At 67.3% G+C, this 13,463-nt stretch carries 14 protein-coding genes; 4 read left to right on the top strand and 10 right to left on the bottom strand.

All coding sequences use genetic code 11. From position 1 onward, the window contains the following. Positions 1-98: 98 nt before the first annotated feature. On the bottom strand, positions 99-299 hold the full coding sequence (locus ACI2L1_RS40030; protein WP_404744384.1) for a hypothetical protein: 201 nt from the start codon (positions 297-299) through the stop codon (positions 99-101). Between the two features lie 264 nt (positions 300-563). Here ACI2L1_RS40030 and ACI2L1_RS40025 point away from each other — a divergent pair, with 264 nt between their 5' ends. Continuing rightward, a complete protein-coding gene (locus ACI2L1_RS40025) occupies positions 564-1,370 on the top strand; it encodes a hypothetical protein (protein WP_404744383.1) in 807 nt (268 codons plus the stop codon). Then, a complete protein-coding gene (locus tag ACI2L1_RS40020) occupies positions 1,367-2,920 on the top strand; it encodes an SsgA family sporulation/cell division regulator (protein WP_404744382.1) in 1,554 nt (517 codons plus the stop codon). Before ACI2L1_RS40025 ends, ACI2L1_RS40020 begins: the two co-directional genes overlap by 4 nt. 548 nt (positions 2,921-3,468) lie before the next feature. Here ACI2L1_RS40020 and ACI2L1_RS40015 read toward each other — a convergent pair. From ACI2L1_RS40015 to ACI2L1_RS40000, 4 genes are all read right to left on the bottom strand, one after another. After that, positions 3,469-4,821: a hypothetical protein gene (locus tag ACI2L1_RS40015; protein ID WP_404744381.1), complete on the bottom strand. Its 1,353-nt coding sequence runs from the start codon at positions 4,819-4,821 to the stop codon at positions 3,469-3,471. Beyond that, positions 4,818-5,405: an RNA polymerase sigma factor gene (locus ACI2L1_RS40010; RefSeq protein ID WP_404744380.1), complete on the bottom strand. Its 588-nt coding sequence runs from the start codon at positions 5,403-5,405 to the stop codon at positions 4,818-4,820. The genes ACI2L1_RS40015 and ACI2L1_RS40010 overlap by 4 nt, the downstream gene beginning before the upstream one ends. Before the next feature lie 20 nt (positions 5,406-5,425). Continuing rightward, positions 5,426-5,722 carry a hypothetical protein gene (locus ACI2L1_RS40005; RefSeq protein WP_404744379.1) on the bottom strand — a complete coding sequence of 99 codons (297 nt, stop codon included), beginning with the start codon at positions 5,720-5,722 and terminating at the stop codon, positions 5,426-5,428. A 229-nt stretch (positions 5,723-5,951) separates the two neighbouring features. Beyond that, positions 5,952-6,107, bottom strand: coding sequence for a hypothetical protein (locus ACI2L1_RS40000; RefSeq protein WP_404744378.1), 156 nt, complete (start codon positions 6,105-6,107; stop codon positions 5,952-5,954). Between the two features lie 308 nt (positions 6,108-6,415). Here ACI2L1_RS40000 and ACI2L1_RS39995 point away from each other — a divergent pair, with 308 nt between their 5' ends. Together ACI2L1_RS39995 and ACI2L1_RS39990 are read left to right on the top strand one after the other, a co-directional pair. Beyond that, complete coding sequence (locus ACI2L1_RS39995) at positions 6,416-7,267, top strand: hypothetical protein (protein ID WP_404744377.1); 852 nt, start codon at positions 6,416-6,418, stop codon at positions 7,265-7,267. Continuing rightward, on the top strand, positions 7,260-7,988 hold the full coding sequence (locus ACI2L1_RS39990) for a DUF5753 domain-containing protein (protein WP_404744376.1): 729 nt from the start codon (positions 7,260-7,262) through the stop codon (positions 7,986-7,988). The genes ACI2L1_RS39995 and ACI2L1_RS39990 overlap by 8 nt, the downstream gene beginning before the upstream one ends. Positions 7,989-8,075: 87 nt before the next feature. On the opposite strand, the gene ACI2L1_RS39985 is transcribed toward ACI2L1_RS39990, so the two are convergent. From ACI2L1_RS39985 to ACI2L1_RS39965, 5 genes are all read right to left on the bottom strand, one after another. Next, positions 8,076-8,534 (bottom strand): hypothetical protein, encoded by a 459-nt coding sequence (locus ACI2L1_RS39985; protein WP_404744375.1) that lies wholly within the window; start codon positions 8,532-8,534, stop codon positions 8,076-8,078. A 117-nt stretch (positions 8,535-8,651) separates the two neighbouring features. Then, on the bottom strand, positions 8,652-9,572 hold the full coding sequence (locus ACI2L1_RS39980) for a hypothetical protein (protein ID WP_404744374.1): 921 nt from the start codon (positions 9,570-9,572) through the stop codon (positions 8,652-8,654). 845 nt (positions 9,573-10,417) lie between these two features. Next, positions 10,418-10,975 (bottom strand): telomere-protecting terminal protein Tpg, encoded by a 558-nt coding sequence (gene tpg, locus ACI2L1_RS39975; RefSeq protein WP_404744373.1) that lies wholly within the window; start codon positions 10,973-10,975, stop codon positions 10,418-10,420. Between the two features lie 91 nt (positions 10,976-11,066). Next, entirely contained in the window at positions 11,067-13,172 is a 2,106-nt protein-coding gene (tap, locus tag ACI2L1_RS39970) for a telomere-associated protein Tap (protein WP_404744372.1), read from the bottom strand. A gap of 58 nt (positions 13,173-13,230) precedes the next feature. After that, the coding region (locus tag ACI2L1_RS39965) for a helicase associated domain-containing protein (protein WP_404744371.1) at positions 13,231-13,463 on the bottom strand (233 nt) is incomplete at its 5' end.

Genomic DNA, 13,463 nt, shown 5'->3' with positions numbered 1-13,463 from the left:
CTTTTGGGGGCCCGGGGGCCGTTTGGGGGGGGGGGGGGGGGGGGGCCCCCGCTCCCCGCCCCCCCCCCCCCCCCACCACCCCCCGGTTCGTGGCGGGGTCAGCCGATGATGGCGTGGAAGAACATCACGCCGGCTCCGAAGCCGGCGCCCGCGGCGAGGGTGGCGGCGGGCAGTGAGCGCTGTGCGAGGTATGTCAGCACGCCGGCGCCGATGCCGGTGAGGACGCCGAGCAGCAGCACGAGGGTGCTGCGCAGGCCGAGCAGCGGCCCGCTGTCGTTCTGCTGGGTGTTCTGGGTCATGGTGAACTCCGTTCCTCTTGACGGGATTTCGGCCCGGGCCGGGCCTGCTGTCGTGAATGCTCTAGCTGTCGGCGGCAGTTCTCCCCTCGCCCCTGAAGGTGTGGCGTGAGTCACACAATTTTCTTGTGGGGTGAGCGAGGGGAGATCTGCGGTCGGCGCCTATGACATCCGCGACAGGCTGGAAACGGGCCCACGGGGGCGGCAGAGCGCAAGGGAGCGAGTGTGCCGGATGAGACGTGCCAGGGGGGTGCCCCGCAAGGTCTCTTGCAGGAGGACCACGAGCTCGAGGAGCTCAGCACCGAGGGCCTGCTGAGCCTGGAGCACACGCTCGCCACTACGGTGCACGACGAAGCCGGCCGCTCCGCGCGCCGTGCCGCCGACGCCCGCATCGTTGACATCCTGCGCGCTGACAACTTCCAGGGCCCGCGCTACGAGAAGACCGCCACCCGGCTGATGGAGTACGGCTGGCTCACCATCAACAAGTGGACGGGCACCGGCGAGATCTTCGCCCACGCCCGCCGGGCCGGCCGGCCCGTCCCGCTCCATATGACCGCGCCCGACTGGGACGCCGACGCCCGCTCCGAGGTGGCCACCGAGACCGTGGTCGCCGGCCTGGATCTCTTCCTCGAGCACGGCCTCATCCGCGGCAAGTGGAACCCCAGCGGCGGCGCCAGCCTGTCCACCTACTTCGTCGGTGCCTCCATCCGCTCCTTCCGCACCGTCTATATCCGCTGGTTCCGCGGCGTGCAGATGGGGCAGGCTGAGCTGGACCTGCCCCTCAGCGACCCGGACGGAGCGTCCAGCGAGCGGGATATCCCCGATCAGCGCGCTACCGACCCCTTCTACGCCGCAGCCACCCACGACGAAATCAAGCGCATCCTCCCGTACGTCACCGATACCAAGGTCCGCAGAGGCCTCGCCCTGCGCGCGCTGGGCTACACCCAGCAGCAGGCAGCCGCCGAGGTTGGGCTGAGCGAAAAGGCGCTGGAGGGCCGCATCGGCCGGCTCCGCACCCGCCTCCTCACCGACCTGGCCGAGAAGTCCGACCTCGGGGAAGGGGGAGCACGATGACCGTCCGGAAGGACGAACCCATGGACCACCTCGCTGCGACCGATGAAGAATTCGACGCGCTGCTCGACACGTCCAGCCTGGGTGCCCCGTACGTGGTCGCCGCGACCGGCGACATTCCCGTCACGGCACGAAGCCGTATGGCGCAGGCCGTCCGCCGGCAGCGAAGGACCCTCGCCATGCCCGGTGATACCTCGCACCCACGAACAGACGACACAGCCGACAGCCAGCCTCAAGTGCCCGCTGTCTGGGAAGCAATGCCGCAGGAAGCATGGCCGGTGTACGTGGTCCTGCATGGGGCGATGCGTGCTGGGAAGAGCAGCATCTTGGCAGCTCTCTCCGCTTTCGGTGACTCGAGTCCCCGCAGCGGACGGCCATCGCTCGCACGATGGGCGTGGGCCGAACCATCACCAGATGGTCTGCGAAGCACATTGTGGCTGACGGGCGCGCTCGATGAAGCTGTGAGGGCTGGCAGTTCCCAGAAAGGCATCGCTTACGGCGATGGGATTTTCACCCTCTTCAGGCGCGCGGACGCTTTGCTTGCGCGGATCGAATCAGGCTGGCTGCCAGGCGCGTCCGATGAAGGTGTGGGGGCTGGAAGTTCCCAGGAGGGCAGCGCTCATGGCGATGGGATCGACACCCTCTTCAAGCGCCAGGACGCTTTGGCTGGGTTGGCCGCATCCATCGGCTGCCCAAGTGCGGGAGCACAGACGGTCCCGACCGTCACGGCCGCAGGTCTGCAGGTCACGCAGTTGCTCTGGCCAGACGTCGAGACATGCATGGTGCCTGGCCGCCATGCCGTGCGCCCGGGGCGATATCCGCAGGGTGTGTGGAATCTGCGGCATCTCATCGAGCCGCATCTGCAGTACGACCAATCACTGGGCAGCGCGGCGACCACAGAGTTGCCCATGTGCCCCACACCAGTGACACGCCTGCTGATCTCGCGTTTCACCACCTGCGCCTATGCGGTAGTTGACGGCGGACTGCTGGTCCCGCAAGCGGACAGCACACCGCGCGATCGTCACCAGGTCCAAGAGACAAGCGTGGCGGGATGCGACCTGGGACAGCCAGCCGGAACCCGTATGAGGCTGCGGCAAACACTGGCTGACGGGGTGCGTGCACTGTCCGCAGAGCTACCTATGTTGTTCCACCTCGATGAACGTGAGTCACTAGCGCTGACATCAAGCTTGCCGACCCGGCTGACCTACCGCGTATCTGATCCGTACGCAGTCGAAGCACGCTTCCGGGCAGGTGACAGGGACGAAACGGTATGGATCTTTGCCCGGGACCTGCTGAGACAAGGCCTGGAACGCAGGAGCGGACTAGGCGATGTCGCCGTATGGCCCGGGCACGAGGCACGGAGAATCTTCATCCGGATCTCCTCGCCCGAGGGATCTGCGTTGCTGTCCGCCGCGGATGCTGACCTGAGAGTCTTCCTCGGAGCAGCCAGCAATCTCGTCCCATACGGCGCTGAGCCCCCACATCTGCTGCCGGCGCTGAACGCGTTGGAGACGGCGATAGGAGAGTTGGCGCGACCAGGACGGTGCGAGTAGGGCTGGTGCTGCGTAAAACGACTTACGCAGCACCAGCTGGAAGGCCGACCGCACCTGCGTTGCGGGCGTGATGCGTGCAGGCAATATGTTCTGCGCTCAACACCGACCCGCATGCTGAAGGGGCGCGTGGGCCCGTGTTGGAGACCTGCCTGGGCGAACGCGTCGACAGCCCCGGCCGCGCGCCTTCAGGCGGTCGGCTGGGTCGAGGAGCGCTATGGGCGTGCGCTGACGGTCGAGCAGCGTCGGCAGACATTCCATGCCACCCTCCGCGAGAGCCCACCGTCGTCGGTGATCACCGACCAGCGGAGGCACTGCGCTCGTTCATCCGTGCCGTCGCGCGCGTACCCACTTTCCTTGGCTCCGAAGGGCGCCTGCTCCTACTGCAGTTCGGCCGCCGGTGTTCGTGTCGGAGACACGCCGAAAGACGCCCTCGTGGCGGCGACTGTCACCGGCCTTGATGGGGCGTTGCCACACCCAACTTCGCTTCCTGAGCAGGCCCACAGGTGCCAGGGTTTGGCCATCTGCGCTGTATGGCGCGTAATGCGGCGTTACCGAGGTGCGGCGGGTGCTGTTTCGTCAGAGCTGATGGCCTCCAATGCCGTGTCGTTGTCGTCCCTTGGCTCTACACAGCTGTCGGTAACCCAAAGGATTTTGAGGTGCGCCTCGTTGCGCAGCTGGTCGGGATCGGAGGTTGCCGAAGCAACCTCATATCCGGTGCTGACCCAGCGTGCGGTGTTCCTGGAGTTCTGTGACGATGTCGCTTCAGTAGCGGTCCGGCATTCGGGCCGTAGCTGCACGGTGGTTGCGAGGGAGAATACGAGATCGACATCGCTCAGCGGACGCACCTCGGACCTAAGACGCATCGATCCGTTGTGGAAGATGGCAGACCACAACCGGCGCAGGCTTTCTGTTTGCCTCGTGAGTACAGAGTGCCGGCGCAGCCACCCGCCCTCGCCTGCTTCGACGCCAGCACGCTCGGGCAGGCTGTCCCTTGCCCGATCGCAGGCCTTGAGGATTTCGTCGAAGTACGCCAACGCCCCAAACTGCATCGTGCACACGCTGGAGGAGGTCCACAAGAGGTGCTGCATTGCGCCGTCCATCACCAGCGCAGAGGACTGCTGTTCTCGTTCATCGCGCACACCATCGGGCCGACCGCTCAAGCTGAAGGGGATCACCTGAGCATGGTGCGGTGAATCATCGATGAGGACCGGCCAGGCTTTCCTTGCACCGGTAGGTGCTTCGGCAGCACGGCGTGCTTTCTGCATGAGCAGCTTGGCCTCATGCTGCAACTGCTGTGCGTCGTACAGGAGTTGTGCGGTGGCGCGGTGGTCCGCAGCGATCTGGTCGCGGGCCTCGTTTCGTGCGCGGTTCGCCTCCTCGCGTGCTGTGGTGACCAGTTCGTCGGCCGTGCTGCGGGCCTGGTCGAGGATCTGCCGCGCTTCAGCCCGGGCAGCGTCCATCGCCAGGCCGGCCTGCGTCCAGGTGTGCAGGAGCGAGGCCCACTTCTCCACGTCAAGCGGGACAGCATGCGAGGCGCCGGTCGCGCACAGATCCGCATCCGGCGTGACCTCGACGGTGACCGGGTGGGCAGATTCCTCGACCGCCGGACCTGCTTCGATCTCCTCGAGCGCCTGCTCGGCGCCGGGGACGCCGTGTTCGGCGGCCACGCGCAGCCACCGCTTGGCAGCGACGTAGTTGTTGCGCCGGAGGTTCTCATGGCCCAGCGCGTATGCCTCGTGGCCGAGGATCGCGGCATCCGCCTGTGCCCGCAGCCGGGCACGCTCCTGCTCGCTGCGTCCCTTCAGCCGCTTCATGACCGCGGCGAAGCCGTCCGCCTTCTCGGCGGTACTCAGGTGGAGGGCCTCGTGCCGCTCACCGTCCTGGGGGGAGATGGGATTCACCGGTGCGCCTCCTTCGCCGTGCTGACGATCTGGTAGCTCTCCATAAGGGGTGAGCGGCGCAGCTTGTGCAACGCCGTCTTCAGGATCTTCTTCATGTTGTCGATGCCGACTTCCATGACCTCGGCGCAGTCCTTCACGGGAAGATCGACCACGTAATGGAGCCCCAAGGCCTGCCGTTCACGCTCGGTCAGCTCTCGTAGAGCGGCGGCGAGGTCGACACGCCGGACAACATCGGCGAGCTCGTCGTGGTGGGCGCCCTCGGCCGCGGCCTCGGCGAGCTCCTCGGCTTCGAAGGTCTCGACCCGTCCGTGGCAGCGAAGGTAGTCGTTGAGACGACACCGAGCGATGCGGTACAGCGTCGCCACCGGTTTGGGGTGCTCGGGATGCTCCGGCCACCACGCGAAGAACTCCTCGAAGACCTGGCTGAGAAGCTCCCCGCCGTCGTCCCGGCCGACCTTACCGGCCAGGAACCTGAACAGCTTGTCCACGTGCGTCTCGTAGAAGTCGGCGAGCATCGCCTCGTCGACCACTGGTGCGCCGACGATCGGCCTGTCGGCCTCGACTTGGTCGAGGCCGAGCAGCATGTCCGAATGATTTTGCATGGTCACCGGCGCCGCCTCGCCGGTGCCGTACGACCGTCCGCTGCCAGAACTGCCCGCTCTTCACCGTGCCTGGTGCCGGTCAAGGACCAGGCCCCGGCGCCACCACCATGGTGCACGTGGACGTCCCTGCGGCCACCCGCGACATCGGCCACCATTGCAGCCAACAGCTCCTGCTCCCGCACGCGGCGCTTCTCACGGGCCAACTGCACCCGCCTCCACTCCCGCACCCCGACGGCGACCACCGCTGCCAGGAGGGCGATCACCCCCTCGGGCGCCAGCATCTCGTGCACCTTCTCCACCGCCCTGTTCCTCGACCTCACCTGCCTGCACCCTGTTCATCGAGTGAACACCCCGCACCGGGTACCGCCGAAGTCAAGATCTTTTGCGGAACGGTGCCCACGCGGCAACGCGACCGCCCGGGCCCCCGCGACCGTCGGTCCGTTCCAGGCGCACCGGATCGAGGTCCTGGACGCAGCCCACGGCCGGTAGGCGGGCAGGGCGGCCCGCGCAATAGCGCAGACGCCGACGTCAGCGGATCAGATGGCACAGCACGGGCACGCTGAGGCCGCCGGCTCCCAGCCCTGCCAGGACTGCTCCGGGGGCGGAGAAGTCCGAGAGGAAGGTCAGCCCGCCGATGACCTGCCCGATGACGGTTGCCGTCAGGAGGATGACGGTCGTGTGCATGCTGATGAAGGGTGGTTCCGGCGGCGGTGGGACAGGCGAACTCACGTGCTCTCCAGAGGTTGTTGGCGATGCTGGTGTCCGCTCATACGTCGCGGTCGGGTCGCCACCCCACGGTTGATTTCTGCGTTGCGACCCGCCCGAAAAAATCTTGAAAAAGTCCGTGGGGTGCCCGACGACGGACGACTTACAAGGGGTCGTCTTCGTGCTCTGCCGGACCAGTTCGGAAGCTTGCGACGGGCTGGGGCGGCAGGGGACGGAGCCGGCCCCGTGCTGTTCGGGGGCGGCGGCGACAACCGGAAGGGGAGGCAATGAGGGGCGACGACGAGGCGGCGGGCCGAGGGTCCGCCGCCGCGCGCGCCCGGCACCTACAACCTGTTGTAGGCGAGCAGGGGCTGCCTCTCGGCGCGCCCGTGCCTCTCGAAGCCCAGCGGGAGATGAACCCCGTCGAAGCACGGCAGGCCAAGAAGCTGCAGGAGAACCTGGACCGACGGATGGCCGACCAGCAGATGGTGAGGCTGTTGTCCGAGAGCGGCTTCGCCGGGGCCCACTACGACCGTTTCGAGGAGGAGCTCGCCCGGTACGGGATCTCAGTGTTGCGGGGCTGGCTGTACTCCGGCTACGTGTTCAAGCTCGTCGCCGCGCGCGGCTTCGACCTCAAGCCGCATGAGCTGGAGCTTGAGGAACTGGCCCACGACAGCGATCTGCGCGAGGAGCTGGCGATGATGACCGTCGCCCGGGCCCTTCCGGTCTTCCGGCAGCGTGCCCTGGTCGAGACCGGGTGGCGGGCCGAGGGCGGCGCCAGCATCGCCACGTACTTCATGGGGGCCTCCGCCTACGAGTTCCCCAACGAGTACCGGCGCCATCGCGTGCAGCAGAAGCGGTGGCACCGCGGCCGGGCCACCGAGGAGATCGCCACCGAGGACAGGCTCGTGGTGCGGGGCGTCGCCGACGATGTGCTGGGCAGGCTGCGCGTTCTCCAAGAGGTCCGGGACATCGGCGACCCGCGGACCCGGGCCGCCGTCGCCCTGACGATCGACGGCTATACCCAGGAGGAGATCCAGCAGCTCGTGGACGCCACGTCGATTCGCGCGGTCGAAGGGCTGTTGTACCGGTGGCGGACGAAGGCGAAGCAGCGCGAAGAAAGAGGCTTCCATGGCTGACCGGAACGACGACTTCAACGAGCTGCTGGAGGGAACGTCCCTGGGGAGCCGCGGGGCCCGCGAACTGCGCGCCCGCACGCCGGCCTATCGGGCCCGCGCCGTACAGGCGATCGCCAGCGCCGGCTGGTGGGACAACTACTCGGACGGGCTGCCCAACTGGTTCCCAACGTACTTCGGCCTGGAGAACGTGGCCTCGCTGGTCCGCTCCTACGAGGTGCAGCTCGTGCACGGCCTGCTGCAGACGGAGGCGTATGCCCACGCGGTCATCCGGGGCGGCATGAAGCGGGTGCCGGAGGCCGATGTGGAGAGGCAGCTGACGGTGCGTCTGGAGCGGCAGAAGCGCCTCTTCTCCGAGAACGCCCTGGAACTCCACGTCGTCCTGGACGAAGTCGCCGTGCGCCGCCCCTACGGTGACCGTGGGGTGATGCGTGACCAGCTCCAGCACCTGATCGAGATGTCCGAGCTGCCTAACGTGCGCCTGCAGATCATGCCCTTCAGCTTCGGCGGCCACTCGGGCGAGTCCGGCGCCTTCACCATCCTGAGCTTTCCGGAAAGCGACGTCTCGGATGTGGTCTACGTGGAGCAGCTTGCCAGCGCCCTCTATGTGAACAGGCCCGGGGACGTCCGCCAGTACGAGAGAGCGATGAAGGAGCTGCAGCAGCACAGCCCCGGCCCAGCCGAAAGCCGCGACCTGCTGCGTGGGCTGGTGCAGCTGAGTTGAGTTCCGGTCGGCCACGTGGGGAACGGCAGTAGAAAGTCGGCGTCCTTAAGCCGCTGAAGCGGGGTGCGGACGCCGACCGAGTAGAGGTCAGGGTGTGTTCTGCCGTCGCCGTAGCCAGTCTGGGTCTCGCGTAGGTGTTGCGACGGGCGCCGGTTCGGTTGCATCCGCGTCCGACACACTCATCATCCTGTCGAACAGCCAGATCAGACGTGCGAAGCGCAGGGCCGCGAAGATCATGGCGAACTCGAAGATGAACCGTGCGGAGAGGGGGTCGTTGTTCCGATCCAGGCCTAGGGCGGCCAGCAGCAGAATGCAGACCAGCGCGGTGCCCTGCAGCAGGCTCCGCCAGCTACGCCTGAGACTGATCTGGTGGTGCTGGCGTACGGCGCGCAGACGCTCACCATTCGCCGCAGTGTAGATCGAGATCGCGATGGCGCTGAGGCCACCGATCGCCGAAACCGTACCGGCAGCAGCAGCGTATAGATCTGTTCGCTGAGATGAATCGATCCAGGACAACCAGTCCCCCGACCCGCTCTTGCGGATCACCAGGACATGAGTGCACACAGCGCCTGCTGCTATCAAGTAGTCGATCCAGAGATTTTCCGCCCATCGATCCGCGATGGCATCGCGTACTCCCACAGACCCCCCCTGTCAGCGCCCAGGTCACGAACTCCTCGCGTCCACCGCGAGTCGCAGAACGTCCTCGTGTTCGGCCGCTGCACCAAGGATGGCATCCACCGCTGACACAATCCGGATTGACCTACCTTCAGCATCTGTAGCCGGTACGCGCTTTTTGGCCGTGATGCTGTGTTCTACCAGTTCGACCATACGGCTCTGCTCAGGTCCGCCAGGATCGGAGAAGACCAGGCGGGCCCGGGCTCGTTCGGCCCCAGTGACCACATCAGAGATCGCTGCCAGGTCGGCCAGAAGGTGCTCACGATGCTCCTTGAGCTCCCGCTTTTTCGGCACTGAGATGATCATGGTCACGCTGATCTCGCCGTACGCTTCGCCAGCCACACGCAGGGTCCGGGCAAGCCCGCCGCTACGGTTGGCCAGCGCGCCCATCTTGTTCGCCATGATCTTGACCTCTACACGGCTCGCACCGGAAGCGGTCTTCAGCTTCTCCACCTCCGCGTGTGTTACCACCGGCCGGATCTGAAGCTGGCTGCCGGGAAACATCTGGATACCGTTCAGCCACGTCTCTAGTGCCTTGTGCGAAGGTGCCGACACCCCGCCCTGCATGATGCCCACCACGTTGCCGAACGGCAGGAAGCAGACCACCGACGTGTCGAGGTACCCCTCTTGAGCGGACTGCTCCAACTCGCGCAGGTCACCCGTGTCGAAGTTCAGGACGGACAACCACTCGCCGGCGTCCTTCACACGGTGCAGAAGAAGATGATCTTGCTCGCCATACGTAACGACGGTGCCCACCAGTTGCGAATCACCCTCGAAACTCCGCGCAGCTACCGGCGCCCGAGACAGGTCAGCCAGCATCCCGTCCCAGTCCATCAATTCCGGGATCCGCTGCGCCTCCCCCTCTTTGGTGACAACCACTTCGTAGAAGCCAACCGTGCGTTCCTTCATGTGGCCCAGCGTTGCCAAGGCGCCCCCTCAATCGTGTCGGCGGACCCCTGTGCACACTCAGCCAGCGGTCAACTACAGCCTGTCGGAGGAAAATCGTAAGCCCGAGCTAGGTGTGTACTAGACGTGAACGTGCGAAGTCGGTTACTGGAGCAGAGACCACGAGGCGCCGCCGGAGTGCCCAATCACTGCGCCGTTGCACGTCCAACGTGGTAACCCGGCGCCTGCAGATATCGAGCCAGGTTCCCAGCTTGACGGCCACCTCTGGCCGCCACTGCCGTAGCTGACGTGGTTGTCTACGCGAAACCGGGCGCCGGAGGATACGTGGGTTGAGCTGGTTGGTGTTGCACCCGGCTGCCAGGCAGCGTCGGGGTCGGGCAGCAGTTCCGTCTCGCCCACCACGGGCACCACACGCAGGACTGCCTCCACCGAGCCGCCTCCTGCTCGCCACCTAGCGCGCATTTGCCCTGCACCGGTGTCAGGGGCCTGGCATCCCCGTGCGTGCTGCGGGACGCCGGCCGGTCAGGCCAAAGCACCGCAGTAGGCATCGTTTTCCCCGTACCAGCCAAGTAGCGCTGGCGACTACCTCACGACGATCACCAGCGGATGCCGAGGTCGGCCGGCTGCGCCCGGCGTTCCGGGCTCAGCTTCGCGACCCGGCGCCGAACGCTCTGGGCGTCGCTCGGATCCTTCAGCCGACGCCGACAAACGAAGCACGCGCAGATCGAACGCTCTGACCAGCCTCCTATCGCGCTCCATCAACCCGCAGGTGACAACAAGCTGCCTATGTGACAACTACCGTGCTTTGGCTCAACACGCTGGTGCTGGGCCTGCGGCTCGGGGGCTGATTAGTAGTCGAGGTCGAGGTAGTCGATGTCGTTGAGGGTGACGTCGGAGAGTCCCATGGCGCGGTTTCCGCTGTCTTGGAAGTAGATGTCTTTGAAGCCTTCGGCGATGATTTGGCGCATCTGCTGGTCGCCGGCTCCGGCGTCACGGGCGTCGAAGAGGCGTCGCGCGTAGGTGGGGGGGAGGTGGACGGTGAGGCGGCGGAAGCGTCCGTCGTCGGTGGTGCCGATGGGTGCGGTGTAGCCGAACCGGGCCCTGGTTTCCACGGTGATTCCGGTCGCGGTGGCGGCTTGTTGCTGTCGGCGTTTGCGGACCTGGGGCTGCCAGCGGGCTCGTACGGCGTCGTCGATCCGTTCGGCGATGGCGCGGGGCGGGTGCTTGCGTTCGCCCTTGCGGTAGCGCTCCACCGACCGCCGGCTGACGCCGATCTCCTCGGCGACAGCCCGGGTCGTCTTGAGCTGCTTGATCAGGTAGCCGATCTGTCCCTTCAGCGTCTTGGGCGGCTGGCGGGTGAAGCTTTCCCGGTCGGCCCGCTCGATGGCGTCCTCGATCTCTGCCACGGCTCAGCCCTTCTCGACGGTGGGGTCCTGGCTGTCGGTGTCGGCCAGCGGGAACCAGGTCATGTGCGTCAGGCCAGTGTTGGGCACTGGTCTACTCGCCTTCGTCGAGGACGGCGTCGCCGCCTTTGATGTGGCGGGCGGGGTTGTAGCCCTGTTCCATGAGGTCGACCGCCCACAGCATCGACTGCACGCCCTCCAGCTTCGCCAGGCCCGGCGTGGGCCCGAGACGGAACCCGCCTGGCTGCGGCTTGCCGGACGCCGCGTACGGGAGGAAGTCGAGCGGGCTGTCCCCTGGTGAGGGGTAGACGACGCAGTCGGAGAGTACGGCGAGCGGGTACAGGCCCGTCATGGTGGCCATGTTGCGCAGTTTGCGGTGCATGTTGACCCGCGCTTTGGAGATGACGGCGGCGCGGATGTCGGGGCGCCAGGTCGGCCGCTGGAGGGCCGGCCACCGCTCGCCCTCCTTGTACTTCTTGCCCTGCGGGCGTTCGCGGAGTTTGCCGATGCCGCCCTTCACGGTGGCCTTGATCGCGGCGAGGACGGCCGCCATGGCCGGGTCGGCGTCCTTGTGCCGCTCCATCGCCGCGAGGAACTCCGCGTCGGTGAGCTCCTTGGTGACGCCGAGGTCGGCGAGGGTGTCGAGGTACGCCTCCTTCAACCGGTCGTGCCACGGGTCGAGGTACGCGCCGGTCTCGCGGCGCAGGTAGGCCTCGAGAGGGCGGACGTTGTAGCCGAGTTCCTGGGCGTAGGCGACGGTGTGCGTCTGGTACCAGGCAGGCCCCGTCGGTCGCTCACCGTCCGGGGTGAACGGCGAGGGCAGACGGGGGTCAACCTCGACGTGGGAGAGGTCGACCAGCCAGGAGCCGGGGATCTTCGGGTTGAACGTCGGGGCACGGAAGTGGTCCGGGGCGGACAGGCCGACGACCAGGCGGGCCGCGGCCGCGAGGAACGCGGTGTTCAGATCCAGGCCGACCGCGTACGGCAGCGTGCACTCCTCATCGCTCAGCAGGCTGACGTCGCGCACCCACTGGTACGCCTCCTCGTTGAGGAACCCGCCGCTCCAGCCGGAGTCCACGACCACGGGGTGCTCGGGGGTGGCCTCGGGCGGCGCCGGGTCCATCGGCTCCGTGCCCAGTGAGCCGGGGTTGTGGCCGGGCACCCAGTTCCCCGTCTGCGGGTCCTGCACCGCGCGGGTGGGCGGGCGCAGGGCGGTCATCAGCTCAAGGCCCGAGACGGCGGTGGAGCCCCGCGGGGTGATGACCCGCTGGGCGTAGATGCCCAGAACGCGGGCGACGTCGGCCGGCTCCATCTCCGCAACGCCGGGCCAGGACCGCTCATCGAGCGCGTCCCACGACAGGATGGCGAGCTGTACGCACTGCCGCTCGCGGCCCTGGGCCTTGTGGTAGATCCGTGCCCAGGGGCCGAACCCGCGCTGGGTGAGACGCCATTTCGCTTTCACCACCTGCTTGACCACCGGGTGGTCCTCGGGCAGGCGTAGGGAGCGGCGCTGCTCGTGGCCTTCCAGGCGCTCGGGGAGGCCGAGTTTCCCGGCGGCCGCGGCGGTGAGCACGATCAGCGGGTCGGAGTCCTTGCCGTAGCGGTTGAGCTTTGGCGCGCCGAGGCCGGACTCGCGCAGTGTCCACTCCACCAGCTCCACCACGGTGGTCGCGGGGCAGTCCAGCACGAGCCCGTCGACGCCGTATGCGGAGCCGTCCCCGTCCAGCACGGCGAGCGGCCCGTGCGGGAAGCGCGGGTCGACGGCGGGCTGTGCCGCCTTCTTGGGTGCCGGGCGGCGTGATGCCGCGGCGGGCCGGGGCGTGGCGGGCCGCGCCGACGCCGCGGATGCAACGGCGGGAGCCTGCGGGGCGTCTGCCGTCTCCACCGCGGATGCGACTGGTTCACCGGACACCGCGGGCGCCGTCCCGGCAACCGAGGGGGCTGTGCCGGGGGTGGGGTACTTCGCCGCCCACCCGTTCAGCAGCCGCTGGTAGGCATCCAGGCGCGGCGACTTCGGCTCGCTGCGGCCGTTCTCCCAGTTCTTCACCGACTGGGTCGTGGTCTTCAATGCGGTGGCCAGCCGTGCCTGGGTGATGCCGGCGGCCTCACGCAGCCGGGCGCGCTCCGCCGGAGGCGGCAGGCTCGGCTCCTCGTTCAGCAGAGCGTCGACAGACGCGAACAGTTCTTCCTCAGATGCCATTTCCCTGCACCTTCACCTCAGCACCCTATCCCGCTTAACCGCAAACTTATCCCACTCTTTAACCCTGCTGTGCCCATTCCAGCCCCAGCGTGGCGAGGGCTGCGAGTTTGTCTGCGGTGAGTTTGGTGCGGCGGGTCTTCTGGTTCATGATCCACACGCCGAGTTTGATCGCGTGCTCGGTGCCGTCGACGACGATCGTCTCGGCGTGTCCCCGTGGGACGGTCACGGAGCCTGTGCGCTCCCGGTACTGGGCGAGGGCTGCGACGCCCTTCTCGAAGGCGTTCACGGGCG

Source organism: Streptomyces sp. NPDC019531 (assembly GCF_044903305.1).
GTDB lineage: Bacteria > Actinomycetota > Actinomycetes > Streptomycetales > Streptomycetaceae > Streptomyces.
Note: the sequence above shows the minus strand (reverse complement) of the source record. Positions and strands in the feature narration are given on the sequence as shown.